General features: G+C 71.5%; 24 protein-coding genes. 10 read left to right on the forward strand and 14 right to left on the reverse strand.

The window, feature by feature from the left end; translation table 11 throughout:
* Positions 1 to 55: 55 nt before the first annotated feature.
* On the reverse strand, positions 56 to 391 hold the full coding sequence (gene yajC, locus BLV24_RS04200; RefSeq protein WP_092679852.1) for a preprotein translocase subunit YajC: 336 nt from the start codon (positions 389 to 391) through the stop codon (positions 56 to 58).
* Positions 392 to 605: 214 nt separating this feature from the next.
* On the opposite strand from yajC, the gene BLV24_RS04205 reads away from it, so the two are divergent.
* The 5 genes from BLV24_RS04205 to BLV24_RS22760 all read left to right on the forward strand — a co-directional run bounded on the left by BLV24_RS04205 (position 606) and on the right by BLV24_RS22760 (position 6,671).
* Positions 606 to 2,036 carry a pentapeptide repeat-containing protein gene (locus tag BLV24_RS04205; protein WP_092679853.1) on the forward strand — a complete coding sequence of 477 codons (1,431 nt, stop codon included), beginning with the start codon at positions 606 to 608 and terminating at the stop codon, positions 2,034 to 2,036.
* A gap of 139 nt (positions 2,037 to 2,175) precedes the next feature.
* The gene (gene serS / locus BLV24_RS04210) at positions 2,176 to 3,468 is read left to right on the forward strand and encodes a serine--tRNA ligase (RefSeq protein WP_092679854.1); all 1,293 of its coding nucleotides are present in this window, start codon (positions 2,176 to 2,178) and stop codon (positions 3,466 to 3,468) included.
* Positions 3,469 to 3,632: 164 nt separating this feature from the next.
* Entirely contained in the window at positions 3,633 to 4,439 is an 807-nt protein-coding gene (surE, locus tag BLV24_RS04215) for a 5'/3'-nucleotidase SurE (protein ID WP_092679855.1), read from the forward strand.
* A complete protein-coding gene (locus BLV24_RS04220; protein ID WP_092679856.1) occupies positions 4,436 to 5,113 on the forward strand; it encodes a protein-L-isoaspartate(D-aspartate) O-methyltransferase in 678 nt (225 codons plus the stop codon). Before surE ends, BLV24_RS04220 begins: the two co-directional genes overlap by 4 nt.
* Before the next feature lie 157 nt (positions 5,114 to 5,270).
* A complete protein-coding gene (locus BLV24_RS22760; protein ID WP_176954612.1) occupies positions 5,271 to 6,671 on the forward strand; it encodes a LysM peptidoglycan-binding domain-containing protein in 1,401 nt (466 codons plus the stop codon).
* A 67-nt stretch (positions 6,672 to 6,738) separates the two neighbouring features.
* On the opposite strand, the gene BLV24_RS04230 is transcribed toward BLV24_RS22760, so the two are convergent.
* The 8 genes from BLV24_RS04230 to BLV24_RS04265 form a co-directional block, all read right to left on the reverse strand.
* Complete coding sequence (locus BLV24_RS04230; RefSeq protein ID WP_092680263.1) at positions 6,739 to 7,572, reverse strand: ATP-binding protein; 834 nt, start codon at positions 7,570 to 7,572, stop codon at positions 6,739 to 6,741.
* Between the two features lie 59 nt (positions 7,573 to 7,631).
* Positions 7,632 to 8,504: a twin-arginine translocase subunit TatC gene (gene tatC, locus BLV24_RS04235; protein ID WP_092679858.1), complete on the reverse strand. Its 873-nt coding sequence runs from the start codon at positions 8,502 to 8,504 to the stop codon at positions 7,632 to 7,634.
* A 178-nt stretch (positions 8,505 to 8,682) separates the two neighbouring features.
* Positions 8,683 to 9,189 carry a Sec-independent protein translocase protein TatB gene (tatB, locus tag BLV24_RS21885; RefSeq protein ID WP_176954613.1) on the reverse strand — a complete coding sequence of 169 codons (507 nt, stop codon included), beginning with the start codon at positions 9,187 to 9,189 and terminating at the stop codon, positions 8,683 to 8,685.
* Between the two features lie 33 nt (positions 9,190 to 9,222).
* Positions 9,223 to 9,438, reverse strand: a complete 216-nt coding sequence (locus BLV24_RS04245; protein ID WP_092679859.1) for a twin-arginine translocase TatA/TatE family subunit — start codon at positions 9,436 to 9,438, stop codon at positions 9,223 to 9,225.
* Between the two features lie 105 nt (positions 9,439 to 9,543).
* A complete protein-coding gene (locus tag BLV24_RS04250; protein ID WP_245710378.1) occupies positions 9,544 to 10,692 on the reverse strand; it encodes an ABC transporter ATP-binding protein in 1,149 nt (382 codons plus the stop codon).
* Between the two features lie 96 nt (positions 10,693 to 10,788).
* Complete coding sequence (locus tag BLV24_RS04255) at positions 10,789 to 11,337, reverse strand: GNAT family N-acetyltransferase (RefSeq protein WP_092679860.1); 549 nt, start codon at positions 11,335 to 11,337, stop codon at positions 10,789 to 10,791.
* A 22-nt stretch (positions 11,338 to 11,359) separates the two neighbouring features.
* Complete coding sequence (locus BLV24_RS04260; protein WP_092679861.1) at positions 11,360 to 12,154, reverse strand: SDR family oxidoreductase; 795 nt, start codon at positions 12,152 to 12,154, stop codon at positions 11,360 to 11,362.
* A gap of 126 nt (positions 12,155 to 12,280) precedes the next feature.
* Entirely contained in the window at positions 12,281 to 13,096 is an 816-nt protein-coding gene (locus BLV24_RS04265) for a PEP-CTERM sorting domain-containing protein (protein WP_092679862.1), read from the reverse strand.
* Between the two features lie 132 nt (positions 13,097 to 13,228).
* Here BLV24_RS04265 and BLV24_RS04270 point away from each other — a divergent pair, with 132 nt between their 5' ends.
* Positions 13,229 to 14,836, forward strand: coding sequence for a peptide chain release factor 3 (locus BLV24_RS04270; RefSeq protein WP_092679863.1), 1,608 nt, complete (start codon positions 13,229 to 13,231; stop codon positions 14,834 to 14,836).
* 63 nt (positions 14,837 to 14,899) lie between these two features.
* Here the strand turns inward: BLV24_RS04270 and BLV24_RS04275 are convergent, their stop codons facing one another.
* Positions 14,900 to 15,490, reverse strand: a complete 591-nt coding sequence (locus BLV24_RS04275) for a hypothetical protein (protein ID WP_092679864.1) — start codon at positions 15,488 to 15,490, stop codon at positions 14,900 to 14,902.
* A gap of 252 nt (positions 15,491 to 15,742) precedes the next feature.
* On the opposite strand from BLV24_RS04275, the gene BLV24_RS04280 reads away from it, so the two are divergent.
* Positions 15,743 to 15,916 carry an entericidin A/B family lipoprotein gene (locus tag BLV24_RS04280; protein WP_092679865.1) on the forward strand — a complete coding sequence of 58 codons (174 nt, stop codon included), beginning with the start codon at positions 15,743 to 15,745 and terminating at the stop codon, positions 15,914 to 15,916.
* A gap of 90 nt (positions 15,917 to 16,006) precedes the next feature.
* On the opposite strand, the gene BLV24_RS04285 is transcribed toward BLV24_RS04280, so the two are convergent.
* Together BLV24_RS04285 and BLV24_RS04290 are read right to left on the reverse strand one after the other, a co-directional pair.
* Positions 16,007 to 16,609: a VPLPA-CTERM sorting domain-containing protein gene (locus BLV24_RS04285; RefSeq protein WP_143040208.1), complete on the reverse strand. Its 603-nt coding sequence runs from the start codon at positions 16,607 to 16,609 to the stop codon at positions 16,007 to 16,009.
* A gap of 351 nt (positions 16,610 to 16,960) precedes the next feature.
* Positions 16,961 to 18,322, reverse strand: a complete 1,362-nt coding sequence (locus BLV24_RS04290) for an esterase-like activity of phytase family protein (RefSeq protein ID WP_092680265.1) — start codon at positions 18,320 to 18,322, stop codon at positions 16,961 to 16,963.
* Between the two features lie 439 nt (positions 18,323 to 18,761).
* On the opposite strand from BLV24_RS04290, the gene BLV24_RS04295 reads away from it, so the two are divergent.
* Positions 18,762 to 20,663, forward strand: coding sequence for a DEAD/DEAH box helicase (locus BLV24_RS04295; protein ID WP_092679867.1), 1,902 nt, complete (start codon positions 18,762 to 18,764; stop codon positions 20,661 to 20,663).
* 235 nt (positions 20,664 to 20,898) lie between these two features.
* On the opposite strand, the gene BLV24_RS22765 is transcribed toward BLV24_RS04295, so the two are convergent.
* Positions 20,899 to 21,786 carry an EamA family transporter gene (locus tag BLV24_RS22765; protein WP_281242883.1) on the reverse strand — a complete coding sequence of 296 codons (888 nt, stop codon included), beginning with the start codon at positions 21,784 to 21,786 and terminating at the stop codon, positions 20,899 to 20,901.
* A 31-nt stretch (positions 21,787 to 21,817) separates the two neighbouring features.
* A complete protein-coding gene (gene pobA, locus BLV24_RS04305; protein WP_092679869.1) occupies positions 21,818 to 22,990 on the reverse strand; it encodes a 4-hydroxybenzoate 3-monooxygenase in 1,173 nt (390 codons plus the stop codon).
* 350 nt (positions 22,991 to 23,340) lie between these two features.
* On the opposite strand from pobA, the gene BLV24_RS04310 reads away from it, so the two are divergent.
* Complete coding sequence (locus BLV24_RS04310; RefSeq protein ID WP_092679870.1) at positions 23,341 to 24,450, forward strand: Gfo/Idh/MocA family protein; 1,110 nt, start codon at positions 23,341 to 23,343, stop codon at positions 24,448 to 24,450.
* A gap of 179 nt (positions 24,451 to 24,629) precedes the next feature.
* On the forward strand, positions 24,630 to 26,084 hold the full coding sequence (locus BLV24_RS04315; RefSeq protein WP_092679871.1) for an amidase: 1,455 nt from the start codon (positions 24,630 to 24,632) through the stop codon (positions 26,082 to 26,084).
* Positions 26,085 to 26,169 lie beyond the last annotated feature (85 nt).

The following is a 26,169-nucleotide window of genomic DNA, read 5'->3' on the forward strand; positions in this document are numbered from 1 at the left end:
CGCGCTCCGTCGCCAGCGGCGGGAAGCGCGAGGGGCGGGCCGCGTCGGCGTCGGATCAGCTCTTTTCGGCGGCCGGTTCGGTCTTGGACACGACCTGCGCGATGGTGGAGCGCACCACCTTGACCTTCACGCCCTCGGCGATCTCGACCTCGATCTCCTGGTCGTCGTCCTTGACGCGGGTGACCTTGCCCATCACGCCGCCGCCGGTGACCACCTGGTCGCCGCGGCGCAGGGCGGCGAGCATGTTCTTGTGCTCTTTCGCGCGCTTCTGCTGGGGGCGGATGATGAAGAAGTAGAAGATCACGAAGATCAGGATCAGCGGCACGAAGGAGCCGAGGCCCCCCATGGGACCGCCGGCGGCCGTCTGAGCGTGGGCCGGAGTGATGAACATGCCGCCTCCTTAAGGGGGTCGTTACAGGTCGCGTCCGTCGAGCGCGGGCCGGTCTGAGATGGGGAGCCGGGCCGAGCCCGCAAGGGCGCGCGGACTATAGCCGCGGAGGCGCCGAGCGCAAGGCGGCGCGGCTGCGCATCCCCCGCGCCTCTTCCGCTGGCGCCACGCCCCGTCCCGGTGCAGGATGACCGGGATTTGAACGGGGGGCGGGCATTTGAGCGAGGACGACAGGCCGCAGCCGAAAACCATACTGGAACGCTGGGCCAGTTCCCTGCGCGCCGAGGGGCTGCCCGGCGGTCTCGCCCAGGTCGCCTTCGGCTTGCTGGTCCTCGCCACGATCCTGCTGCTTGGGTTGGTGTTCCGCTTCACCGCGATCGTCTTCGACGCAAAACTCGAACTCGGCCACGAGGGCCTTCGCAATCTCGCCCTCGTGCTCGCCGGTCTCATCGGCCTGCCCTTCCTCGCCTGGCGTTCCTGGACCGCTCACCGGCAAGCGGAGACCGCGCAGACCACCAACATCACCACCCGCATCAACGAAGCCGTGAAGATGCTCGGCGCCGAGAAATCCGTGAAGGGGACCGAGCCGCATCCGATCTGGCGTCGCGCCCCCGACGGAGCCATCGCCCGCGACCCCGACGGCGCTCCCCTGCCCGAGCTGGACGCCGCAGGCGCCCCCCTCACCGAATACCGCTCGACCGAGCGCACCGAGCCCAATCTCGAAGTCCGCCTCGGCGCCCTCTACGCGCTGGAGCGCATCGCCCAGGACAGCCTCCGCGATCACGTCCCGATCATGGAGACCCTCTGCGCCTATATCCGCGAGAACTCCGAGAACCTCGACGAACCCGCCCGCCCCCGCATCGACATCCTGACGGCCCTCACCATCCTCGGCCGCCGCGGCCCGGACCAGCGCGCGCAGGAGGCGAAGCGGACCCCACGCTACCGCCCCGACCTCGGCGGCGCGAAATTCGGGCGCAACGACCTCAGCGGGCTGGCGTTGCAGGGCATGCTTTTCGTCAGGGCGGAGATGGAGTGGGCGATCCTCAGCGAGGCGAGGATGGAGGGGGCGGACCTCAGCTGGGCGAAGATGGAGGGGGCGATCCTCTTCGGGGCGAAGATGGAGGGGGCGATCCTCAGCGAGGCGAGGATGGAGGGGGCGATCCTCAGCGAGGCGAGGATGGAGGGGGCGAACCTCCGCGAGGCGAGGATGGAGGGGGCGAACCTCCGCGAGGCGAAGATGGAGGGGGCGGACCTCCGCGGGGCGGGGATGGAGGGGGCGGCCCTCGGCGAAATTTCGCTATCCTCCCTCGACTGCACCGCGGCTCAGCTTGCCGGGGCGGCGGTGCAGTCGAGGGAGGATAGCGAAGTCTTGCGGATCAGACCTGAACAGGCGGTTGAGATCTTCGCAGATGGTTCGGTGATCCTGCCCGAAGGCGCGGGCTTCGTGCGTCCGGCCCATTGGTGCGCCGAGAAGCTGAACTTCTTCGCCTTCCGCAGCCGTTGGCGCGACTGGCGGGCGCGGAAGAACCTCCCCTGGCCCCCGCCCGGCCGCGCGCTAGCTGACCTGGCCGACCACCCCGCCACCCCCTTCGACTCCCCCGTCCAGCCTCACGAAATCTACGCCCGCTGGACCCCGCCCGCCCAATAACCAACCCTTCCGCTTGGCATACGCCCGGTGCACGCGCGGTGCACGCATGTCACCCCCCATTTCACACGCGCCTTTTCCTCCGCGCCCGGCTGTCGCATAACCCGCCACACCCAAGCGACTCGGCCCCCGGGAGGCTCCCATGCACGACATCCGCCTGATCCGCGAAAACCCCGCCGCCTTCGACGCGGCGCTTTCCCGGCGTGGTGTAGCTTCGGTCTCGAAGTCCCTGCTGGACCTCGATGAATCCCGTCGGGCCGCGATTCTCGCCGCGGAAACCGCGCTGGCCGACCGCAACGCCGCCTCGAAGCAGATCGGCGCCGCCAAGGCCCGCGGCGACAACGCGGAATTCGAGCGGCTCCGCGGTCTCGTCGCCGCCAAGAAGGATGAGATCGCCCGGCTGGAGGAAGAGGCCAAACTGGCCGAAGAAACCCTCCGCAACCAGTTGATGTCGCTGCCCAATATCCCGCTGCCCTCGGTCCCCGACGGCAAGGACGAGGATGACAATGTCGAGATGAGACGTTGGGGCGCCCCCCGCGACTACGACTTTGCGCCCAAAGAACATTTCGACATCGCCGAGCCCATGGGCCTGATGGATTTCGACGCCGCCGGCAAACTCTCCGGCGCCCGCTTCGTGGTCCTCTCCGGCGCCCTCGTCCGCCTGCATCGCGCGCTCGCCCAGCACATGGTCGACACCCATGTCGACCGCCACGACCTGACCGAGGTCTGGACCCCCGTCCTGGTCCGCGACGAGGCCATGCTCGGCACCGGCCAACTGCCTAAATTCGCTGAAGATTCCTATCGCACCGACAATGGCTGGTGGCTGATCCCGACCGCGGAAGTGACCCTCACCAACCTGGTCGCCGAGACCATCCTGCCCGCCGACGCCCTGCCCCGGCGCTACACCGCCCACACCCAGTGCTTCCGTTCCGAGGCCGGCTCGGCGGGCCGCGACACCCGCGGCATGCTCCGCCAGCACCAGTTCGAGAAGGTGGAGATGGTCTCCGTCACCCGCGTCGAGGACGGCGAGGCGGAGCTGGAGCGCATGACCCGCTGCGCTGAGAGCATCCTCGAAGACCTTGAACTGCCTTACAGAACCATGGCGCTCTGCGCCGGCGACATGGGCTTCGGCGCGCGCCGCACCCATGACATCGAGGTCTGGCTGCCCGGTCAGGACCGCTACCGCGAGATCTCGTCCTGCTCGCTTTGCGGAGACTTCCAGGCCCGTCGCATGAACGCCCGCTATCGCCCTGACGCGGAAGCGAAACCGGAGTTCGTGGCCACCCTCAACGGCTCCGGCCTCGCGGTGGGGCGGACCCTGATCGCGGTGATCGAGAATTACCAGCTGGCCGATGGCGGCATCGAGATCCCCGCCGTCCTGCGCCCCCGCATGGGCGGCGCGTCGCGCATCACCGCCGAAGGCAGGCTCGCCTGATCCCGCCCGCCGCCGCGCCGACCAACGCGCGGCGGCGGGCCCTGAATCGAGGCCGGAGACGGCGGGCCGCGACGCCCGCCCCGCTGGACCTCGCGCCCCTGCAAAGCTATGTCTCGCAGGTGCATCATCGGTCCCGGCACGGTCCGGGTCCCATCGGGGGCTCCATGCGAATTCTGATCACCAACGACGACGGCATCACCGCGCCCGGCCTGAAAGCGGCCGAGGACATCGCGCTCGCGATCGCGGGGCCGGAAGGCGAAGTCTGGACGGTTGCGCCCGAGAGCGAACAGTCCGCCGTATCCCATTGCATCTCTTACACGAAGCCCATGCGCGTGACCCAGCTGGGCCCGCGCCGCTTCGCCGTGGACGGCTCACCCGCCGACTGCGTGATCATGGCGCTCGGCCACCTGATGGAACGCGCGAAGCCCGACCTTATCCTGTCCGGCGTCAACCGCGGCTTCAACGTGGCCGAGGACATCTCCTATTCCGGCACCGTCGCCGGGGCCCGCGAAGGCGCGCTGCAGCGCATCCGCTCCATCGCGCTCAGCCAGGCCTATGCGGTCGGCATGGATGAGGGCGACCTGTTCGAGGCCGCCCGCCGCGCCGGTCCCGGCGTCGTGCGCAAGGTGCTCGACATGCCCTGGGATCCGCTGCGGGGCTACGGGATCTTCTACAACGTGAACTTCCCCCCCTGCTCGGGCGACAAGGTGAAGGGCGTGCGCGCTGCGCGCCAGGGTCGGCGGCCCGACAACGCCTTCCGCGCGCAGGAGGAGGTCGCCCCCAACGGCCGCGCCTATTACTGGCTGGCCCATGGCCGCGGCAACGAGCTGTGCGAGGACGACACCGACGCCCGCCTGGGCACGGACGGCTGGGTCACCGTGACCCCGCTGCGCGCCGACGTGACCGCCCATGACGCCATCGACGACGTGGCCCGCGTGCTCGACGCCCCGGCGGAGATCGCCGAGGCATGACCCAGCCCGCGCGGATCGAGGCCGAAGGCACGCCGGAGCAGCGCATGCAGCTGATCTTCGCGCTGCGCAGCCATGGCGTGACCGATCCGCGCGTGCTCGACGCCTTTGAAAAGACCCCCCGCGCCGCCTTCCTCGACCGCTCCTTCAAGGACCGGGCGTGGGAGGATCTGCCCCTGCCGATCGCCTGCGGGCAGACCATCTCCCAGCCCTCGGTGGTCGGGCAGATGACCCAGGCGCTGGCCGTGACCTCGCGCTGCAAGGTGCTGGAGATCGGGGCGGGCTCGGGCTACCAGGCCGCGATCCTGGCCCGGCTGGCGCGGCGGGTCTATTCGCTGGAGCGTCACCGCCCGCTCGCCCGCCAGGCGCGCGAAGTGGTGGAGCGCAGGCTCGGCCTCGCCAATGTGTCGATCATGACCGCGGACGGCGCGCTCGGCCTGCCCGACCAGGCGCCGTTCGACCGCATCCTGCTGACCGCGGCGGCGGAGGACGTGCCCTCGCTGCTGCTCTCCCAGCTTCGGGAGGGTGGGATCATGGTGCTGCCCGTGGGGCAGTCCGACGAGATGCAGCAGTTGCTGCGCATCGAGAAGACGCCCGAGGGGCTGGTCTATTCCGAACTATCGCCGGTCCGCTTCGTCCCCCTGCTGGAGGGCGTGGCGGAGGATATGGACAACTGAGCGGCCCGGCGGATCCGGCCCCGCGAAGGCTGCGATCCGCACCGCCTGCAGAATGCGTAAGGCAGCCATGACCCGACTTTCCATCCTTCCGACCGCCGGCGATCCGAACCGGGCCCGCCCGATCCTCACGCGTGGGCCCCGCGCTTCGGGAACCGCGATGGCGCTTGCGCTGGCGGCCCTGGTCGCGGGCTGCGGCGGAGGCTCCGACAGCTCGCCGCGCAGCGCGCCGACGTCATCGAGCGGCGCGGCCCCGGCCCCCGCGCCGCGCAACCTGGAGACCGAGGCCCCGGATTCCCGCGGCGTGATCGTGCGGCAGGACTATGCCGCGATCATCGCGCGCAGCGGCGACACGGTGCCGGCGATGGCGGCGCGGGTCGGGGTCTCGGCCTCCGAGCTCGCGGCCTATAACGGCCTGCCCACCTCCTACCTGCCCAAGCCGGGCGACGAATTGGTGCTGCCGCCGCGCGACGGCGGCTACGGGTCGTCGGGCGGTTTCTCCGGGGGGCAGGAGGCGACGCTGGATTCGCTCGCCGCGCCGTTGTCGGAGGCCGCGCCCGCCGCCTCCGCCCCGGCCGAGTCCCTGAGCGCCTCCGCCCCGTCCGCCTCCGCCCCGTCCGCCTCCGCCCCGCCCGCCGCCGCCTCGGGCGATGACGGCTGGTCGCCGGCGCTGGTCGCCGGGGCGCTGGACGGGGACGCGACGACGCAGGCCCCGGCATCGGCCGCGGGCGATCCCAACGCGCTCGCCTATCATGACGTGAAATCCGGCGAGACGGTCTATTCCATCGCCCGCACCTATGGGGTGTCGGCGGAATCGCTGGTCACCTGGAACGCGCTGTCCGGACCCAATTACAGCGTCACGCCGGGCCAGGTGCTGGTGATCCCCTCGACGGCCGCGCCGGCCCGGACGGGGCCGACCACGATTTCGGCTCCGGGCACCGTCACCGACGCGCCGCCGCCGCCGAGCGCCGGGGCGCCCCTGCCCCGCGACACGGTCCCCGCGCGGCCGCTGGCTTCGCCGGAGCTGCAACAGTATCAGTCGGACCCGAACGCGCCGATCTCGGCCCCCACGCCGGCGCCCGCCCCGGCGTCCGTCGCCGCGGCCCCCGCTCCCGCCCCGGCCCCGGCCCCGGCGCCTGCCCCTGCGGCCGCCGCGACGCCGGAGCCGGTGTCGGCCACGCCCGCGCCGCCGCCGGGCAAGTTCCTCAAGCCGGTCTCCGGGCGCATCGTTTCGGGCTTCAATCCCGGCACGGGCGCGGGGCGCAACGATGGCGTGGACTTCGCGGCCTCGGCCGGCGACCCGGTGCGCGCGGCGGCCGGCGGCACCGTGGCGCTGGTTTCCAAGTCGTTGGGCGAGTGGGGGAATATCGTGCTGGTCCGGCATTCGGACGAGCTGATGACCGTCTACAGCCGCATGGGCGATGTGACCGTGGTCAAGGGCGCGCCGGTCAAGGCCGGCGACATGCTGGGCAACGTGGCCCCGGGCGACGGCCGCGCCGCCACCCTGCATTTCGAGGTGCGCCGCGGGGCGTTCTCGGAAGACCCGGCCAAGTTCTTCTGAGGGTGAGTGACGCGGCCCCGTCGCGAGGCGGGTTCGCACCCGCCCTACGCGCCGTGGCGCGGGCGGCTCAGCCCAGCTTGACGCCGCGCTTGCCGGCCAGGTCGGTGATGAACTGCCAGGCCACGCGGCCCGAGACGGCGCCTCGGGTCTGGCGCCATTCGATCGCCTCGGCGCGCAGCTCCTCGTCCCCGATCTCGATGCCGTAGGCGTCGCAATAGCCGCGCACCATGGCCAGGTAATCGTCCTGCGAGCCCTGGTGGAAGCCCAGCCACAGACCGAACCGATCCGACAGGCTCACCTTCTCCTCCGTCGCTTCGGAGGGGTTGATGGCGGTCGAGCGCTCGTTCTCGATCATGTCCCGCGGCATCAGGTGGCGGCGGTTGGAGGTGGCGTAGAAGATCACGTTCTCCGGCCGCCCCTCGACGCCGCCGTCCAGCACCGCCTTCAGCGACTTGTAATGCGCGTCGTCCTTGTCGAAGGAGAGGTCGTCGCAGAACAGGATGAAGCGGCGGTCCGCGGCGGCGCGCAGATGGCCCAGCAGCCGGCCGACGGAGGGGATGTCCTCGCGCTGGATCTCGACCAGGATCAGCAGCGTCTCGCGGCCCTCGTTGACCTTCGCATGGGCGGCCTTGACCAGGCTCGACTTGCCCATGCCCCGCGCACCCCAGAGCAGCGCGTTGTTGGCCGACGCGCCGTCGGCGAAACGGGTGGTGTTCTCCAGCAGCGTCTCGCGGGACCGATCGATGCCCACCAGCAGCTCCAGCCCCACCCGGCTGACCTGGGGGACCGGGGTCAGCCGGTCCGGCGAGGCGTGCCAGACGAAAGCGTCGGCGGCGGAGAAGTCCGGGGCCTCCAGCGGCGGCGGGCTCATCCGCTCCAGCGCCGCGACGAGGCGGGTCATCAGGTCTTCGCCGCGGGCGAGCGGGTCCTCGGGCGCGTTCAGGGGGCGGCCGAACCCGGTCACGATTTCGACTCCGCCTCGGCATGGGCTTCGTCGTCCTCCGCCTCCGCCTCCGGCTCGTCGTCGTCCTCATCCTCCTCCTCGGCCTCCTGGCGGGCGCGCTTGCGCTCCGACATGCGGACCAGGAAGATCGAGATCTCGTAGAGCGCGTAGACCGGGATCGCGAGCCCGAGCTGGCTGAGCGGGTCCGGCGGAGTGAGGATGGCGGCGGCGGCGGCGATGGCCACGACCGCGTATTTGCGGGTCCGCGCCAGCCCGTCGCCCGACACCAGCCCGGCGCGCCCCATCAGGGTCAGCAGCACCGGCAGCTGGAAGCAGATGCCGAAGGCCAGCAGGAAGGTCATCATGATGTCCAGGTATTCCCGGACCTTGCCGAGGAATTCCGTGGAGGTCGCGACGCCGTCGTCGATGCCGGTGGTGGTGCCGTAGTCGAGGAAGAACCCGAAGGCCATCGGCGCCACGAAGAAGTAGACGAGGCAGGAGCCGAGGATGAACAGCAGCGGCGTCGCCACCAGGAACGGCCAGAAGGCGTTCTGTTCGTTCTTGTAGAGGCCGGGCGCCACGAATTTCCAGACCTGCATGGCGATGATCGGGAAGGCCAGGAACACGCCGCCGAACATGGCGATGCGCAGGTCGGTGAAGAACTTCTCCTGCAGCGCGGTGTAGATCAGCCGCGGCTCCATCCCCCGGTCGACCAGCGCGTTGTGCAGCGGGCCGGTGAGGATGTCGAAGATCTGCTTGGCGAAGATGAAGCAGATGACCATGGTCACGCCGAGCCCGATCAACGAGTGGATCAGGCGGGTTCGCAGCTCGGTCAGATGCTCGATCAGGGGCGCCTTGCTGGCGTCCATCTCGTCTTCGGTCTCGCTCATCGGCGGGGTCTCACCCTCTCGGACGGGCGCCGGTCGGGCCGGGCCCCGCGTCGCGCGGCGCGCGCGACTGACGTTGCGGGCGCGCGCCGGGCGGCGCCCTCATGCGGAAGGCCGCGCGCCGGGGCGGCGCGGGCCGGGGTCGGAGGGCCGCGGCGCGTCCGGCGCGCGGCCGGGCGGGTCAGGCCGAGCCCTTGGCGTCCGGCGCGCCAGGCGCGGAAGACGGGACCGCAGGAGACGAGACCGCGGGCGACGGGGCCGTCGTCGGCGCGGGCGCAGGCGACGGCGCGGCATCGGCGGCGGCTTTCGCCTTGGCCTCGGCCGCGGCCTTCTCCGCCTCCCACTGCGCGTTGGCGGCGGCGTCCGCGGCGTCGAGCGAGCCCGGCTCCGGCGTCTTCGCCTTGGCCTTGTCGTCGCCGTTGAGGAACGACTCCGCGTATTTGCGCGGCGCGCCCGTCCCGATCTTGCTGTTCCAGTCGGTCATCGACTTCTGCACGTCGCGCAGGTCCTTGAAGTCCGAGCCGTCGGCCGCGTCCTCCATGGTGCGCTGGAAGTCGCGGGCCATGCGCCGCGCCTTGGTAACCACCTGCCCCAGGGTGCGCAGCATCCCGGGCAGGTCCTTGGGACCCACCACGATGAGCGCGAGCGCCCCGAGGATCAGGAGCTCGGACCAGCCGATATCGAACATGAACGTCGCCCTCCGAAGGCCGGATCAGGCGCCTCAGGCGTCCTTCTTCTCACCGTTCGGCGTCACGTCCACGGCGTCCTCGCCGGTGCGCTCGACCTTGCGGGGGGATTCCTCCTCCTCCGCCATGCCCTTCTTGAAGCTCTTGATGCCCTTGGCCACGTCGCCCATGACGCCCGAGATCTTGCCCCGGCCGAAGAGGAGCACGATGAGGACGACGACGATCAGAATCTGCCAGATGCTCGGGGCCATGGCCCTGCCTCCCTTTCGCGTAAAGGCCGCGCGGGGGCGCAGCCGGTCATACGCACATGTATTGGATCGCGCGCCCCGGTTGAAGCCCCGATCGTCGCCTTGGGTTCAGGTCGCGGCGCTGTGACCCGCGGCCGCGCCGCCGGCGGGAAACAGGAAGCAGCGGTCCCGGCGCAGCGACAGCCACAGCCCCGCGCCCTGCTGCGGCAGCCAGGCGCCGGGCACCGTCGCGCGCAGGCGCGAGCCGTCATATTCCATGCGCACCTCGATCAGGCTCTCCGAGCCCATGAACCGCGCCCGCTCGACCCGCCCGCGCGCGGGAAGGCCGTTGGCGATGCTGGGATGGGGGGCGCCGGCGCCGACATCGGCGTCGATCTTCAGGTGCTGGGGACGGATCACGATTTCGACCTCGGCCCCGTCCTCCAGCCCCGGGGTCAGGAAACGGCCGAAGGGCGTCTCGGTCTGGCGGTCGCGGGCGCGGGCGCGGATCACGTTGAGATCCGAGAAGAACGCCGCCGCGCGCAGGTCCGCGGGGTGGTTGTAGATGTGGTAGGGCGCGCCGACCTGCACGATTCGCCCGTCGCGCATCAACGCGATGCGGTCGGCCATGCGCATGGCCTCCTCGGGCTCGTGGGTGACCAGCAGGACGCCTGCGCCCTCGGCCTTCAACAGCGACAGGGATTCGTCGCGCACTTCGTCGCGCAGCCGCTTGTCGAGGCCGGAGAACGGCTCGTCCATCAGCATCACCCTGGGGCGCGGGGCCAGCGCCCGGGCCAGCGCCACCCGCTGCTGCTCCCCGCCCGAAAGCTGGTGCGGGTATTTGGGCCCGTAGCCCTCCAGCCCGACGCGGCTCAGCAGCGCCTCGGCCCGGGACCGCTCCGCGCGGGGGATGCCGAAGCCGACATTCTCGGCCACCGTCAGGTGGGGGAACAGGGCGAAGTCCTGGAAGACCAGCCCGACGCCGCGGGCCTCGGGCGGGGCGTGGCGGGCGGCGTCGGACACGCAGGCGCCGTCCAGCCAGACCTCGCCCCGGTCCTGCCGCTCGACCCCGGCCGCGATGCGCAGCGTGGTGGACTTGCCGCAGCCCGACGGGCCGAGCAGGCACAGAATTTCGCCGGGCGCGACCTCGGCCGAGACGTCGTCGACCACGCGCCGCCCCTCATAGGCGTGTCCCAGTCCGCGCAGCGCCAGCCGCGGGACGGCGTCGCCCGCGGGGCGGTCCGCGACGGGCGCGGCGGAGGGGGCGGAGGAGTTCACCGGCGCGGGGCCTCGGGCTTTGGGGGGTGGGGACGATTATCCGACCAAAAGAGTCAGCAGCGACTAGCAACCGCCGACCTCCGAAGCAAGCGCGGGTCAGACCGGGCGTCGCATGGCGACCCGGCGCGCGGGATCGAAGCCGAGCGCCGCGAGCCGCATGGAGTCGGCCCGGCAGATCTCCGGAATCTCGTCGGCCGGGATCGCTCGAAACCCCATCCGCGCATAGGCCGGGGCGTTCCAGGCGACATCCGTGAAGGTGGTGAGGCAGAGATGCGAGAAGCCCCGCGCCCGGGCGAGCCCTTCGGCATGGGCCAGCAGCGCCCGGGCGAGCCCGCGGCGCTGGAACCGCGGGGCCACGTCGATTTCGGCGACATGCAGGCAGGGAGGCGCGGCGATCAGCCAGGCGAACCCGGCGATGCCGCGCGGCGCTCCGGGGGCGGTCTCGCCCGGCTCGATCACGACAAGCTCCCCCCGCTCCGCCGCCGCGACATGGGCGGCGGCGGGCGCCGCGGGGCGGTCCGCGACCTGCGGATGCGGGCTTGCGCGGAACTGGCGCGCGCATTCGGCCTCGATCGCCGCGCAGGCCGGCGCGTCGTCCGGCCCGCCCTTTCGAATCCGCGGGGGGAGGGTTCCGAGCCCGCTCATCGCCCCGCCCCCGCGTCCCGGCTCACGTGGTCGAGTTGAACGCCCCGCCGTCGAGCAGGATGTTCTGCCCGATCATGAACTTCACGTAGTCCGAGCACATGAAGGCGCAGGTCTGGCCGAAATCCTCCGGCGTGCCGATGGCCTTGGTGGGCAGCGCTTCGGCGCGGCCGGCCTTCACCTCGTCGACGGACTTGCCGGTGGCCTTGGATTCGCTCGCCGCCAGCGCCGCGATGCGATCCGTGTCATGGGCGCCGGGCAGCAGGTTGTTCATGACCACGCCATACTGCGCGACCTGGCGCGAGGTGCCGGCCACATAGCCGGTGAGCCCCGCGCGCGCGGCGTTCGACAGGCCCAGGATCGGGATCGGAGAGCGCACCGAGCCGGAGGTGATGTTGACGATCCGCCCCCACTTCTTCTCGATCATGCCGGGCAGCACCGCCTTGATCAGCGCGATGGGCGTCAGCATGTTGCCGTTCAGCGCCTTCTCCCAGTCGGCCCGGTCCCAGTCGGACCACATGCCCGGGGGCGGGCCGCCGGCATTGTTGACCAGAATGTCCACCGCGCCGCCGGCCATCTCGTTGGCCTGGCCGACCAGCTCGGCCTGGATCGCGTCGGTGGTCACGTCGCCGGGGACGGTCACGACCTGCACCTGGCAGGCGGCGCGGATGGCGTCGGCGGTGGCGGTCAGCGCCTCCTCGCCGCGGGCGTTGAGCACCAGGTTCACGCCGGCCTCGGCCAGCGCCTGCGCCGACCCCCGGCCCAGACCCTTGGAGCTGGCGCACACGATGGCGGTCTTGCCGCGAATTCCGAGATCCATGGGGGCGTCCTCTTGCTGCTTGGGCGTCGCGCGGCCGGCTTCGGCGTCGCGTGGCGCGAACCCTATGGAAGCGGTCGGGGCGCGGCAAGCCGGGCGTGACGGCGCCGGCGCTGCGAAGATCTCTCCCTATCCGGAGGCGCGCCGCCGCCGCGCCAGAACGCCCAGCAGGCCGAGCGCCGCGCCCAGCAGGGTCAGCGAGGCCGGGACCGGGACCTCCGTCGCCCCGCCCGTCACCCCGCCCGTCACCGTGTCCGTCACCGTGCGGGATACGTCCGCCCCCGGGCCCCCGGAGAAGGACGGCGCCCCCTCGCCCCCGCGCTCCAGGTCATCGCCGGAGGTCGCCCCGCTCCCCCCGCCGCTCCCGCCGCCCGATGGCGATGCCCCGAGCGCCGCGGCGCCGTCGTCCGCGAGCCCGGAAGAATAGGGGCCGACTTCCGCCGTCGCGCCGGACGCGAGCGGCGCCTGCGGCGGCCGCCCCGCGCGTTTCGGCCCCGTATCGCCCGCCCCCGTCCCTGCGGGCCATGTCCACGCCCGGCCCGGCGCGGTCAGCGCGAGCGGGGCCACGCAATCGGCGCGCGCCCCGCACACGTCGTCGTCGGACGGCGCCGCCGTGTTCACCAGCGTCAACGGGAAGATCGCGGCGCGCGTCTCGGCGGGCCGCCGCCGCTGCGCGGCGTCGAGCGCGTCGGGGCGCCCGACGCCTTCCGGACCCAGCATGAAGGCCAGGCGCGGGCGACGGGGCGGCGAGGCCGACAGCCCGGTGGGGACGGGCGCCTCGATCCGCTCAGGCCCGGGCAGCGGCGGCGGCGCCCAGTCGGAGGCCGCGAACGCTTCCGCCTCCTCCTCCGCCGCGCCCGGCCATGCCGGCTTGTCGACGCCGACCAAAGCGCCGGCCGCGAGCGTGCCGCCCAGCAAAGTCATCAAGATCGCGCCCTGGCGCATGGCGAAGGTCTCCTGCCCCGCCCCGTCCCTCGCGTTCAGGCCTCTCAAGTTATGTTTAAAAGAGTATTAAACTCCCCCGTTCCGGCCGCCCCCGGCTTGCCGCCGTCTCCGCCCGGCCCTATACCGCGCGCCATGCAGGACCTCGGCCATAACGGGCCCGTGCTCCCCCCGGAGATCGGACGCCGTCGCACCTTCGCGATCATCTCGCATCCCGATGCGGGCAAGACCACCTTGACCGAAAAGCTGCTGCTTTACGGCGGCGCCATCCAGATGGCCGGCCAGGTGCGCGCCAAGGGCGAGGCCCGGCGCACGCGCTCCGACTTCATGAAGATGGAGCAGGAGCGCGGGATCTCCGTCTCCGCCTCCGCGATGTCGTTCGAATGGAACGGGACCTGGTTCAACCTGGTCGACACGCCCGGCCATGACGATTTTTCGGAAGACACCTACCGGGTGCTGACCGCCGTGGATGCCGCCATCATGGTGATCGACGGCGCGAAGGGGGTCGAGTCCCAGACCCGCAAGCTGTTCGAGGTCTGCCGGCTGCGCGACATGCCGATCCTGACCTTCTGCAACAAAATGGACCGGGAAAGCCGCGACACCTTCGAGATCATCGACGAGATCCAGGAGATGCTGGCCATCGACGTGGCCCCCGCCTCCTGGCCCGTCGGCATGGGGCGCGACTTCGTCGGGTCCTATGACCTGCTGCGCAACCGCATGAACGTGATGGACCGGGCGGATCGGAACGTGCGGGGCGAAAGCCTCGAGATTTCCGACATTTCCGACCCGAGGCTCGGGGAGAAGATGAGCCCCGGACAGTTCGAGACCCTGCAGGCCGAGGTCGAGATGGCCCAGGGTCTGCTGCCGAGTTTCGACGCCAAGGCGTTCCGCGAAGGCACGATGAGCCCGATCTGGTTCGGCTCGGCCCTGAACTCCTTCGGGGTGCAGGAGCTGATCCAGGGCCTGTCCGATTTCGCCCCGCCGCCGCAGCCTCGGCCGGCGGAATCCCGTCAGGTTTCTCCTGACGAGTCAAAGGTTTCCGGGTTTGTCTTCAAGGTTCAGGCGAACATGGACCCCAAGCACCGGGACCGGGTCGCCTTCCTGCGGCTGTGCTCGGGTCACTTCAAGCGCGGCATGAAGCTGACCCATGTAAGGTCCGGGAAACCCATGGCGATCTCCAATCCCGTCATGTTCCTCGCCTCCGAGCGCGAGGTGCTGGACGACGCCTGGGCCGGCGACATCATCGGCATCCCCAACCACGGCCAGCTTCGCATCGGCGACGCGCTGACCGAGGGCGAGGACCTGCGCTTCACCGGCATTCCCGCCTTCGCGCCGGAGCTGCTCCAGACCTGCCGCGCCGGCGATCCGATGAAGGCCAAGCATCTCGACAAGGCCCTGACCCAGTTCGCGGAAGAGGGGGCGGCCAAGATCTTCAAGCCCTCGATCGGGTCGGGTCACATCGTGGGCGTGGTCGGCCAGCTTCAGTTCGAGGTCCTGGCCAGCCGGATCGAGCAGGAATACGGCCTGCCCGTGCGCTTCGAGCCGACCCAGTTCACCGGCGCCCGCTGGATCTCCGGTCCCCGCGACAAGGTCGAGGCCTTCATGAAGGCCAACAAGGGCCACATGGCCGAGGATTCCGACGGCGATCCGGTCTACATGACCCGGCTGCAATGGGATCTCGACCGGGTTGAGCGCGATCATCCGGAGGTGACGCTGAGCGCCACCAAGGAGATGCTGGTCTGAAACGCGAAAAGGGGCGGCCCGCGCAGGCCGCCCCTTTCCGATATTCCGCGCGGTCCGGGCCGGTCAGGCGGCGGGTCGCCGACGGGCGTGCAGGCCGCCCAGCAGGGCCAGCGCGCCGGCCAGCAGCACGCCCGCCGCGGGAACCGGAACCGTCGAGACGGCCAGGCCCAGATCCTCTTCGGTCAAGGTGGAGCCGTTCATTTTCCAGTTTTCGTAGTAGCCGTCCGCGTCGGTCGTGAACGCGTTGGAGGCGCCGACCGCCGCCCAGACGCCCGCCGTGAGCTGCACGATCAGCGATCCCGTCTGCGAATAGTCGAGCGTGACCGCCTCGCCCATCGAGACGACGAGGTCGTCCTCGGCGGCGTCGAGCGACCAGCTCACCGGCGCGACGCCGTCGATCAGCATGTCCGATCCATCCTCGAAGCCGCCGCTTTCCACGCCGGTGGCGAGCGTGGCGACGTCCACCAGGGTGAAGCGGGTGATGATATGGCTGCTCGGGATATAGGGCGCGTTGAGCACCGCCACGGTGTCGCTCACGCGGTCGATTTCGAGCGTGAAGGAGGCGAGGGCATTGGCCTGCCCGCTGGTCAGGGCGACCATGAGGGCGCCGAACGCGACGGAGGTGAGGCCCGATCGGGCGAGTTTGCGGTACATGGTCATGGTCCCCATATTAATGCACGCGGGGTTGAAAATACGGCGCTAAGCCTGCAGCCGACGAGGCTGCGGGACGACCGGCGCAGCCGACCGTCGTCGCACTATTAACCCAAGATTAACGACAGGGGAACTGCTGAACGCCGCCGGCCCGACCGGCGTCCGGTTTTTCGCGGCCGACGACGAATTCCCCTCGCCTGCGCCGCGGGGCGGGATAAACTGCTCGGGCGATTTCGCGTTCAACGGAGACCCGTTATGACCCCGACCCGTCCGATCCTTTCCCCCGCCCGCATCGCCGCGGCCGTGCTGTCGCTCGGCCTGCTCTCGCTCGCCGCCTGCAACACCGTCGAAGGCATCGGCGAGGACATCTCCTCGGGCGGCAAGGCCGTGTCCGAGACCGCGGACAAGACCCAGAAGAAGCTGCCCTGACGCCTCGCGTCGCCAGCTCCGAAACGTCAGCGCCGCCCGGATCCCGGGCGGCGCTTTTTCGTTTGGCGTCGTGTCTTTGCCCGGCGATCTTCAGCCGGCTTCGAGCGGCGGAGCGTCCGCCGGCTGCGGGAGGAGGCAGGCTCGGATCGCCCGCCTGCGGCCGGCGAAACCCAACACCCCAAGCCCGCCGATCAACAGCAAACCCGCCGCCGGCAGCGGCACGGTCGCGCCTTCGACCACCGACCAGCCGCCGATCTCGACATCGGCGCCTCCCTCCACCAGGCCGCTGGCGCCGACTGCGGCGAAAACGCCGCTTTCCAGCGTGACCAGGACCGAGCCCTCGACCGGGTCGCCGATGTCGAAGCCGTCGTCCGAATAGAAGTCGAAATAATAGTCGTTGTATCCGCTGTCGGGCGCGCCCGAACTGGCGTAGTTGATCGACGCGCCGCCCAGCGTGAAGTCATTGGCCGGAAAATCCCAGCTATAGGTGTTTTCATACCCGTCCCCGCCCAGGATGACGTCGATCAGCCGGAGCGCGCCGCCGGCATAGTCGGTCGTGCCGGTCCCGACGACCAGCGCCGTGGTGTCCGACTGCCGGTGGATGGTCAGGTCGACGGGCGTTGCGGTCAGGGCGACGGCCTGGGTGACCGGAAGGGCCGCGACGGCGACGACGGCGCCCAGAAGAAATTTCATTCTCGTCTCGCTTTCCCAAAAATGACGGAACGACGCCCGCGGATGCACATATACTGAGCGTTGCACCATTTTTGCCTAAATTCCAGAAAATAGCTCACGCCACGTTCACTCTTTAACCATCACACCCGGCCAGCAAGGCGCCGGCCGCCATAGCCGGCGCTGCCGGCCGTTGTGCGGGAAGGGGCTCGGGGCGGAGGGGCGTCAAGGTGGGATGAGAGGGCCGCGCGCCCCTCTCCGCTTCATTCGGCCGGCCGCCCCCCGGGCGACCCGGGAGACGAGCGACGCGACGACGACGAAGGCCTCGCCCGGGATTTCCGGACGGGGCCCTGCGCCTCGACGCCCCCGCCGCGATCACTCGGCGGCGAGCATCTCCGCCACGTTCAGCAGCACGAACTCGTTGTTCATGGCCTGATCGAGCTGGCGGCCCGAGCTGAACGGCAGGTTGTTGTCCACCGCCACGAGGATATGGGTCTCGTCCACCCGCATCACGTCCTCGATGGTGAAGAAGGGCAGCGTGTAGAGGCCGGTGAGGTCGCGGGCCGCCGCCGTCTCCAGCCGGGCCCGGCCGTCCGGGTCCTGGATGTTCATCAGGTCGATATGGCCGATCCGGCGCACGGTCCCGTCCGCGTCCCGGTCGGCGGTGTCGATCAGCACCACCCGCTTGATCATCGCAGGATGCGGGAAGCAGTCGGGCGCGGCCTCGCCCTCGCATTTCAGCGACGGGTCGCCCTCGCCGTTGTCGCGCTCGATCACCAGCGCGCGGGTCTCGTCGATGAAGTTGAAATCGCCGATCGCCGTCGCGCCCTCGGCCAGCGGAAAGCGGAAGTCGTCGCCGGTCCAGTCGCCCGCCGCGGGGTCGAAGGCCAGCACCCGCAGGAACCGCCCCTCGGCCTCGCCGCCTTCCAGCAGCAGCGGCTTCTCCAGCATCGCCCAGAGCAGGCCGGTTCCCGGCTGAAGCGCCATGCCCTCGTAGCCGCCGGAACGGGCCGAGCGGTAGTCGACGCCCGCCGCGGCCGGGATCCGCATCGCCGGATGGTCGGGGGAGCGGATCTCCGCGTCCTCGACGCGGGTGGCGTGGACGCCGGTGAGCACGCCGTCCAGCGTCGCGGAGATCAGGTAGGGCCCGAACTCCTCGCCGATCCACACGGTGTCGCCGATCACCTGGATCGATTCCGGGTCGAAGTCGGCGCCGGTCAGATAGCGCGCCTCGGTCCCCTCATAAGCGATGCGGAAGGGGGCGACGCGGTTGGGATCGCGCAGCCAGACCTGCTCGACCACCTCCACTTCGCCGCTGTCGAAGTCCGGGTTCATGCGGGTGAAGCTCAGCAGCGCGTCGGGCGAGTTCAGCTTGGAGCCGAAGCCGTTGTCGATGAGCACGAAGATCGAGCCGTCCTCGGCCCGGTCCATGGCGAAGCCCGACAGGCCCTGAAGGGGCTGGCCGATGAAGGGCAGGCGCAGGCCGGTCTCGCGCCCGCCATGCAGGCCGCCGGTGTCGCCGGCCACGGACATCGGGGCGTCGTTGCGCGCGGCCCCGGTGAACTTGCCGGAGATCCAGGCGTCGCGCGGCGCATCGGCCGGCGGCGCGACCAGCGTCAGGGCCGGCAGATAGGCGTGGCCGGCGAGCGTGGCGGAGAACACGGTCTCCTCCTGCGCCAGCGCGGGGGCGGCGAGGAGGGCTGCGAAAGACGACGCGAGCGCGGCGTGGACGAACATGGGGCGGGCGGACATGGGGCGGGCGAACATGGGGCGGGCGAACATGGGACGGACCCTTTCTTCGGGGCGACGGCGCGCCCCCGGCGAAGGAGTGCCGGGGCGGCCGGTCGCGTGAGGATGCGATGCGATGCGGGAAAGGGCTAGCGGCGCATCGCGACGGCGGCGCCACGGGTCCGCGACGGCCGCGCGACATCGGCGCGATGGAATGACGTCGCCGCGACGACGGTCGGCGGCCGCGGGACGCCGGGTCACGCGGAGACCGGGACCGGAACCTCCCCGTCGAGCACCCGCTTTCCCGCGCTCCGGCGCCCTTTTCATTGACTTTCGGCGCATCAAGCGTATTTTCCGCGCCCAAGCGCCATACGGGCGCGCTGACGGGACCGCGCGGAGAACAGCGGTCCGCCTCACCCGACCGCTGACGACCCCGCGAAAGGACCCGATGAACTTCGCTGATCTCGAACTCGACCCCAAAGTGCTCCAGGCCGTTGAGGAAGCTGGCTATACCCAGCCGACTCCGATCCAGGAGCAGGCGATCCCCCATGCGCTGATGGGCAAGGACGTGCTGGGCATCGCCCAGACCGGCACCGGCAAGACCGCCTCCTTCACCCTGCCGATGATCTCCATCCTCGCGCAGGGCCGGGCCAAGGCCCGCATGCCGCGTTCGCTGATCCTGTGCCCGACGCGGGAGCTCGCCGCCCAGGTGGCCGAGAACTTCGAGACCTACGGCAAGTATCATAAGCTCACCATGGCGCTGCTGATCGGCGGCGTGTCCTTCCGCGACCAGGACAAGCTGATCGACCGCGGCGTCGACGTGCTGATCGCCACGCCGGGCCGCCTGCTCGACCATTTCGAGCGCGGCAAGCTGATGCTGACCGGCGTCCAGGTGATGGTGGTCGATGAGGCCGACCGGATGCTCGACATGGGCTTCATCCCGGATCTCGAGCGGATCTTCGGCCTGCTGCCCTTCACCCGCCAGACCCTGTTCTTCTCGGCCACCATGCCGCCGGAGATCACGCGCCTGACCGACACCTTCCTGCACGCCCCGGTGCGCGTGGAAGTCGCCCGCCAGGCGACCGCGGCGGAGACGATCACCCAGGGCGTCGTGCGCCACAAGGCCGCCCGCAAGGACGTCGCCGACAGCGAAAAGCGGGAGATCCTGCGCCGCCTGATCGTGGCCGAGGGCGACACGCTGACCAACGCCATCGTCTTCTGCAACCGCAAGCGCGACGTGGACGTGGTCTTCAAGTCGCTGAAAAAGCACGGCATGAACGTCGGCGCCCTGCATGGCGACCTCGATCAGTCGATCCGCACCAAGACGCTGGACGGCTTCCGCTCGAACGAGATCACCGTGCTGGTGGCCTCGGACGTGGCGGCGCGCGGGCTCGACATCCCCTCGGTCTCCCACGTCTACAACTACGACGTGCCGATCCATTCCGAGGATTACGTGCACCGCATCGGCCGCACCGGCCGCGCCGGCCGCTCGGGCAAGGCGATCACCATCTGCTTCAGCCATGAGGAGAAGCATCTCGACAAGATCGAGGAGCTGCTCGGCAAGCCGGTGCCGGTGATGGACGATCCCATGTCGGGCGAAGAAGCGCCGGTTGAGGCCGAGACCGCGCCCGCGCGCAAGCCCCGGTCCCGCGCCGCCAAGCCGGCGGTGGATGAGGATGAGGTCGCCGCCCGTCCCCGCCGCCGCGCGCGGACCGAGCGCGCCTCGCGCCGCAAGAGCGCGGATGCGGAGACGCCGGAGGTTGCCGCCGACGCGTCCGAGACCGTCGAGCCGCAGGCGGAGGCCAAGGCCGACGCGCCGGCCGCCGACCAGGTGACCGAGGCGACCGCCGCCGAGACCCCCGCGCCGGAAGCCGAGGCCCCCGCGCCCAAGCCCCGCCGCAGCCGTCGCAGCCGCGCCGCCGCCAAGGAGCCCGAGGCGACCGCGGACGCGAAAGCGCCCGCCGCCGAGGCCGAGCCGGCGAAGGACGAGGCGCCGAAAGCGGACGCCGAGCCCGCCGCGGCCGCGGAGGATCCCCGCGACCGGGGCGCCTCCGAGGACCCGCGCGAAAGCCGTCGGGGCCGCAATTCCGGCGCGGGCTCGGAGGACCGCGGATCGCGCCGCGGCCGCAACAATGACCCGGATCGCAACGGCGACCGCAGCAACGACCGCAGCAATGATCGCGGCGGTCGCCGCGGCGGCGGTCCGGTGGTGGGCATGGGCGACCATGTGCCGGCCTTCATGCTGCGCGAAGTCGACGTGAACCGAATCATGCGCGGCGCCCGCGCCTCCTCCGCTTCCGACGAGGTCGAGAGCGATGGCGAGGATGCGGCGCAAAGCGAAGCCGCCTGATCCGGCCTCCGGCGCAGGCCGGGCCGGGTCGACAGGACGCGCAGGATGCGGGACGATCAAGGGGGCGGGCGCGCAGGCGTCCGCCCCTTTCGCATGGCGCCCTGCGCGTAGGGCGGGTGCCAACCCGCCGCCGCGCCCCCGCCGCCTGTGCGTAGGGCGGGTGCCAACCCGCCGCGGCGCCCCCACCGCCTGCGCGTAGGGCGGGTGCGAACCCGCCGCGGCGGCTCCGCCCGGCTCAGCCGGCCAGCAGCATCGCCACGCCGGCGGCCATCGCCGCGACCCCCAGTCCGGTCCGGGCATCCAGGCTGCGGTCGCGATGCACCGCGCGGTTCAGGGCCAGCGTCATCACCGGGTAGCAGGCGACCAGCGGCGCCACGACCGCAACCGGCCCCCGCGCCAGCGCCGCGTAGAGCAACAGCACCGCCGCGCCGTTGCTGATCCCGGTCGCGGCGAACCATAGCCACGCCCGCCCCGGCATCACGGACGCCCGCGCCCCGCGCAGCCGGGGCAGGCCGCGCACCACCGCCAGCACGATGGCGGCGGAGACCAGGTAGCCGATCAGCGCCGCCGCGAATGGATCCGGCCAGGCCAGCAAACCATAGCTCGCCACCGGCTGCGCCAGCCCGCGCAACGCCGCGCCCGCCAGCGGCAGCAACAGCGCCGCGGAGGCCGCCCGCTCGACCGACGCCGCCGCCCCCCGCCCGCGCAGGAACAGAAGGCTCGCGCCCCCGCAGATCGCGGCCACGCCGATCCCCTGCCCGAGGCTCGGCGTCTGACCCAGCCATGCCGCCGCCGCCGCCACCGCGAAAAGCGGCGCGAGATTGCCCAGCGCGCCCGTCAGGTTCGGACCCAGCCGCCGGTTGGAGGCGAAGGTCAGCCAGGTCACCGCCACCGGATAGAACAGCCCCGCCGCCGCGAACACCGCCGCCCCCCGCGGATCGTAGCCCGAGAGGTCCACCGTCGCCGGAGACAGCGCCAGGAACAGCGCCGCCGTCACCGGGATCGACACGCCTGCGCCCGCCATCGGCCCCACGGCCCCGGCGCTCTCGCGCAATCCGAACACCGCCAGCACCAGCGCCAGCGCGAAGCAGAAGGCGGAGCCCAGCGACAGCGCGACCAGCATCAGGTCCAACCGGTTCGCCCTCCGCGCCGGGTCAGAGCGAGACGCCGGTATAGGCCTCGGCCAGCGCCTGCCGCGCAGCGCGGGAGCGCGCCAGATGCGCCAGCTCCGCCCGCTGCATGCGCAGCCCGAAGGCCCCGCTTTCGGGGAACAGGTGCATCAGCGTGGTCATCCACCAGCTGAACCGCTCCGCCTGCCAGACCCGATCCAGCGCGCGGGCGGAATAGGCCTCGACCCCCGCCAGATCGCCCGAGAGACAGGCCGGGATCAGCGCCTCCGCCAGCAGCCGCACGTCGCCGAGCGCCAGGTTCAGCCCCTTCGCCCCCGTCGGCGGCACGATATGGGCCGCGTCCCCGCACAGGAACAGCCGCCCCCGGCGCATCGGCTCGCCGACATAGGACCGCAGCGGCGCCACGGATTTCTCCAGCGCCGGGCCGGTCCGCAGCGCCTCGGCGGTCTCCGTCGGCAGGCGGCGGCGCAGCTCGTCCCAGAAGGCGTCGTCGGACCAGGCCTCGGCCCGCGTTCCCTCCGGCACCTGGATGTAATAGCGCGACAGGCGCGGATTGCGCATCGAGGCCAGCGCGAAGCCGCGGTCATGGCGGGCGTAGAGCACCTCGGCGCTCGCCGGCGGACGCTCGGTCAGCACGCCGAGCCAGCCGAAAGGGTAGACCCGCTCGAACGCCTTCAGCGGGCCCGCCGCCATCGTCCGCCGCCCGGCCCCGTGAAACCCGTCGCAGCCCGCGACCCAGTCGGCGGCGACCTCATGGCGGGCGCCGGCCTGGTCCTGCCAGATCACCCGGGCGCGCGCGTCCTCCAGTCCCTCGACCGCCACCACCTCGGCCCCGTGGATCACTCGCGGGCCGTCGCGGTCGAGCGCCTCGCAGAGGTCGCGCGTCACCTCGGTCTGGCCGTAGACCATCACCGAGCGCCCCACCAGGTCACGGAAATCGATGCGCGTCGCGGTCCCGTCGGAGGCGAGCACGGTCCCGTCATGGACCTGCCCCTCCGCGTCCATGCGCGCGCCGACGCCGGCCGCGCGCAGCAGATCGGCGGAGCCCCATTCCAGCACGCCGGCCCGGATGCGGGACAGCACATGGGCGCGGTCGCGCCGCTCCAGCACCACCGCCTCGACGCCGGCCAGTCCCAGCAGACGCGCCAGCGCCAGCCCCGACGGACCGCCTCCCAGGATCGCCACCTGAACCCGCATGGTTTCCTCCCCGGATCGGGGTCTGCGCCCCGTGATCGGCTTCCTGCATACAAGGTCGCGCCGGTTCCTCCAACGTCAAGCGGCATTCACCCTGCCGCACCCCTGCCATTCATGTTGAAGTCGGGACGCGAAGCGCTGATTATGTCAGGGATTCCGGTCAGCTCCCTTCGTCCGCCGGCCGCGGTTTCACCCTGTCACCCGGCGCTCGCGCCGGTTCCATCCACGCCATGTCCGGGTCCGCCCATGCGCCGAAGCTCTCTCCTCACGGCACGCCAGCTTGACCGGGCCAGCGGCCGTCCCCGTTCCGGGCCGTCGGATGGGGGGCGAGCGCAGGCGCCGCGGCCGCGCGCATGAGCGCGCCGCTCCCCGTCGCGGTGATCGGCGGCGGCCGCGAGGGGCTGCGCCAGGCCGCGCTGATCGAGGCCGATCCCCGCCTGAAAGTGGCCGCGGTGATCTCGCCCTCCGAGGAAGGGCGCGAGCGGGCCGAGTCGCTCGGCCTGCCCACGGCGGCGGAGCTGGAGGATGTAGCCGAGCACGTCGCCGCCGCGGTCGTCGCCCTGCCCGCCGCCAGCCGGGTCCGCGCCTCGGAGACCTGCGCCGCCCGCGGCCTGCCGCTGTTGCTGGCGGGAGGGCTGGGGGCGAGCCTGAGGGATTCCCGGCGGATCATCGCCGCCTTCGCGCAGGCCGGCGCGCCGCTGCTGGTCGGTCATGCGCGGCGCCATCACCCCGCCGCCGCCGCGGCGCATGAGGCCGCGAAGGGCGGGCTGCTGGGCCGGCTGATCGCCGCTGACGCGGTCTGGCACCTGCGCAAGCCGACGCGCTCGCAGGCCTATCCGTTGCGCGTCCAGTCGGGCGAAGGCCCGGTGCTCGACCGGCTGATCCATGACGTGGACCTGCTGCGCTGGCTGCTGGGCGATGCGGCGGAAGTCACCGCCATGGCGTCGGGCGGCGGCGTCTCCGCCGGCCCCTGCGCCGCCGCGACGCTGATCCGCTTCGAGAAAGGCGCGCTCGCCACCGCCATCCTGAGCGAATCCGGTCTCTCGCCCTGGGGCTGGGAGGCCGCGACCGGCGAGGATGACGGCATCGCGCGGAGCGGCGAGGATTGCCTGCGCCTGGTCGGGACGGAGGGAGCGATGTCGCTGCCCTCCCTGACCTATTGGCGCCATGGCGGGGTCGGAGAGCACGACCGCAGCGCGGCCCTGACCCGCCTGTCGCTGCCCTGCCCGCCATCCGACCCGCTGGCCGCGCAGATGGCCCATTTCGCCCGTGTGGCCTCGGGCGCGGCCGCGCCGCTGGTGACCGGCGAGGACGCCCTGCGCTCGCTGGCGCTGGCGCTGTCGATCGAGGAAGCCGCCCGGCGCGGCGCGGCCATGATTCCCGATCCCGAGCGTCCGGACATCTGGGAGCCGACCGCGGCGGCGATCTTCCGCGACCTCGCCGGCCAGCGCCAGCCGGTTTGAACGAGAGACCCCATCGACCTGAGGACCGTCGCCCTGAGGGCCGACGCCCCGGCGCCCGACGCCCTGACACCCGCCCGGACCGGCGCGGGGCGCGAAACGTGGAGTCCCCTCTGGCATTCGCCGTCCCGCCGCGCGAAGGTGCGCCCGCCTGATCACCGCAGCCGGGAGATTTCAACACCATGTCCATCGCCGACGCCTTCGACGCGCATGACGCCACCGGGCTCGCCGCCCTCGTCGCGGGGGGCGAGGTCTCGCCGACCGAACTGCTGGACGAGGCGCTTTCGCGGGTCGATGCGCGCAACCCCGCGCTGAACGCCATCGCCTCGCTGAACGAGGGCGCGGCCCGGCGGATGATCTCGGAGGGCCTGCCCGACGGCCCCTTCAAGGGCGTGCCCTTCCTGCTCAAGGACATTGGGGCGGAGGCGGTCGACTTCCCCGTGTCCTCGGGCTCCGCCCTGCTCAAGGGCGCGCCCTGCCCGGGCGACAGCCGCTTTTACGAAAAGCTCAGGGCCGCGGGCCTGGTCACCTTCGGGCGCACCACTTCGCCGGAATTCGGCGTGGGCCCGGCGACGGAGGCCGCGGTCTATGGCGGGCCGACCCGCAACCCGTGGAACACCGACCACACTTCGGGCGGCTCCTCGGGCGGCGCCGCGGCGGTGGTGGCGGGGGGCATCCTGCCGGTGGCGCACGCCTCGGACGGGGCGGGCTCGATCCGCATTCCGGCCGCGTCTTGCGGGCTCTACGGGATCAAGCCGACCCGCGGCCGGGTGTCGATGGCGCCCTTCGCGGGCGAGGGCTGGGGGGGCATGTCCACCGCCGGCTTCGTCACCCGCACGGTCCGCGACCAGGCCGCGCTGATGGACCTGGTGATGGGACCGGAGCTGGGCGACCCCTACGCCGCGCCCCCCCTGCCGATGAGCTTCGCCGAGGCCGCCAGGACCGATCCGGGCAAGCTGCGCATCGGCGTCCTGACCACCACCTTCACCGGCGACCCGATCCACCCCGAATGCGTCAAGGCGGTGGAGGACGCCGCCGCCCTGCTCAAGGACCTGGGCCACGAGGTGTTCGAGGCCCCGCTGCCCGACGCCGACACCCCGACCGCCATGCGCGCGCTGATGGACATCATCTCCTGCGGCACCGCGCTGAAGCTGCGCTCGGTCGCCGCCGCCCGCGGACGGGAGATCGAGCAGGGCGAGGTCGAGCGCATCGCCTTCGCCTCCCGCCGTCATGCCGAGACCATCGACGGCGCGGCCTATCTGGGCGCGATCAACATCGTGCACGCCTATGGGCGGGCGCTGGCGCGCTGGATGTCGGGGATGGACGTGCTGGTCACCACCACGCTGTCGCAGCCGCCGGCGGAAGTCGGGCGGTTCTCCCACGATCGGGACGATTTCCTGGAGTTCCGGCTGGGGCCGAACGGGGTGCTGGAATATTCGCCCTATTGCGCGGCCTTCAACAGCTCCGGCCAGCCCGCGGTCTCCGTGCCCCTGCACTGGACGCCGGACGGTCTGCCGGTGGGCGTGCATCTCGCGGCGCCTTACGGGGAGGACTGCCGGCTGGTCTCGCTCTCCGCCCAGCTGGAGACCGCGAAGCCCTGGGCCGACAAGCGCGCGCCGCTGGCCAACTTCGCCTGAGGCGGCCTTCCCGCGAAATCCGCCGGGCGCCCCTTCCCCAGGGGCGCCCGGCGGGGCACTCTCCCTCCCAACAAGAACGGGAGGA

The sequence above is a fragment of the Albimonas donghaensis genome, assembly GCF_900106695.1.
Classification (GTDB): Bacteria; Pseudomonadota; Alphaproteobacteria; order Rhodobacterales; family Rhodobacteraceae; genus Albimonas; species Albimonas donghaensis.

Bases quoted from the DNA above. Each gene is read 5' to 3' on its own strand.
- BLV24_RS04245 (WP_092679859.1), bottom strand. From the start codon at position 9,438: ATGGCCCCGAGCATCTGGCAGATTCTGATCGTCGTCGTCCTCATCGTG.
- yajC (WP_092679852.1), bottom strand. From the start codon at position 391: ATGTTCATCACTCCGGCCCACGCTCAGACGGCCGCCGGCGGTCCCATG.
- BLV24_RS04220 (WP_092679856.1), top strand. From the start codon at position 4,436: ATGACCCAGCCCGCGCGGATCGAGGCCGAAGGCACGCCGGAGCAGCGC.
- BLV24_RS04295 (WP_092679867.1), top strand. From the start codon at position 18,762: ATGAACTTCGCTGATCTCGAACTCGACCCCAAAGTGCTCCAGGCCGTT.
- tatB (WP_176954613.1), bottom strand. From the start codon at position 9,189: ATGTTCGATATCGGCTGGTCCGAGCTCCTGATCCTCGGGGCGCTCGCG.
- BLV24_RS04280 (WP_092679865.1), top strand. From the start codon at position 15,743: ATGACCCCGACCCGTCCGATCCTTTCCCCCGCCCGCATCGCCGCGGCC.
- surE (WP_092679855.1), top strand. From the start codon at position 3,633: ATGCGAATTCTGATCACCAACGACGACGGCATCACCGCGCCCGGCCTG.
- tatC (WP_092679858.1), bottom strand. From the start codon at position 8,504: ATGAGCGAGACCGAAGACGAGATGGACGCCAGCAAGGCGCCCCTGATC.
- serS (WP_092679854.1), top strand. From the start codon at position 2,176: ATGCACGACATCCGCCTGATCCGCGAAAACCCCGCCGCCTTCGACGCG.
- BLV24_RS04230 (WP_092680263.1), bottom strand. From the start codon at position 7,572: ATGACCCGCCTCGTCGCGGCGCTGGAGCGGATGAGCCCGCCGCCGCTG.
- BLV24_RS04285 (WP_143040208.1), bottom strand. From the start codon at position 16,609: ATGAAATTTCTTCTGGGCGCCGTCGTCGCCGTCGCGGCCCTTCCGGTC.
- BLV24_RS04260 (WP_092679861.1), bottom strand. From the start codon at position 12,154: ATGGATCTCGGAATTCGCGGCAAGACCGCCATCGTGTGCGCCAGCTCC.
- BLV24_RS04265 (WP_092679862.1), bottom strand. From the start codon at position 13,096: ATGCGCCAGGGCGCGATCTTGATGACTTTGCTGGGCGGCACGCTCGCG.
- BLV24_RS04270 (WP_092679863.1), top strand. From the start codon at position 13,229: ATGCAGGACCTCGGCCATAACGGGCCCGTGCTCCCCCCGGAGATCGGA.
- BLV24_RS22760 (WP_176954612.1), top strand. From the start codon at position 5,271: ATGGCGCTTGCGCTGGCGGCCCTGGTCGCGGGCTGCGGCGGAGGCTCC.
- BLV24_RS04255 (WP_092679860.1), bottom strand. From the start codon at position 11,337: ATGAGCGGGCTCGGAACCCTCCCCCCGCGGATTCGAAAGGGCGGGCCG.
- pobA (WP_092679869.1), bottom strand. From the start codon at position 22,990: ATGCGGGTTCAGGTGGCGATCCTGGGAGGCGGTCCGTCGGGGCTGGCG.
- BLV24_RS04315 (WP_092679871.1), top strand. From the start codon at position 24,630: ATGTCCATCGCCGACGCCTTCGACGCGCATGACGCCACCGGGCTCGCC.
- BLV24_RS04290 (WP_092680265.1), bottom strand. From the start codon at position 18,322: ATGTTCGTCCACGCCGCGCTCGCGTCGTCTTTCGCAGCCCTCCTCGCC.
- BLV24_RS22765 (WP_281242883.1), bottom strand. From the start codon at position 21,786: ATGCTGGTCGCGCTGTCGCTGGGCTCCGCCTTCTGCTTCGCGCTGGCG.
- BLV24_RS04310 (WP_092679870.1), top strand. From the start codon at position 23,341: ATGAGCGCGCCGCTCCCCGTCGCGGTGATCGGCGGCGGCCGCGAGGGG.
- BLV24_RS04275 (WP_092679864.1), bottom strand. From the start codon at position 15,490: ATGTACCGCAAACTCGCCCGATCGGGCCTCACCTCCGTCGCGTTCGGC.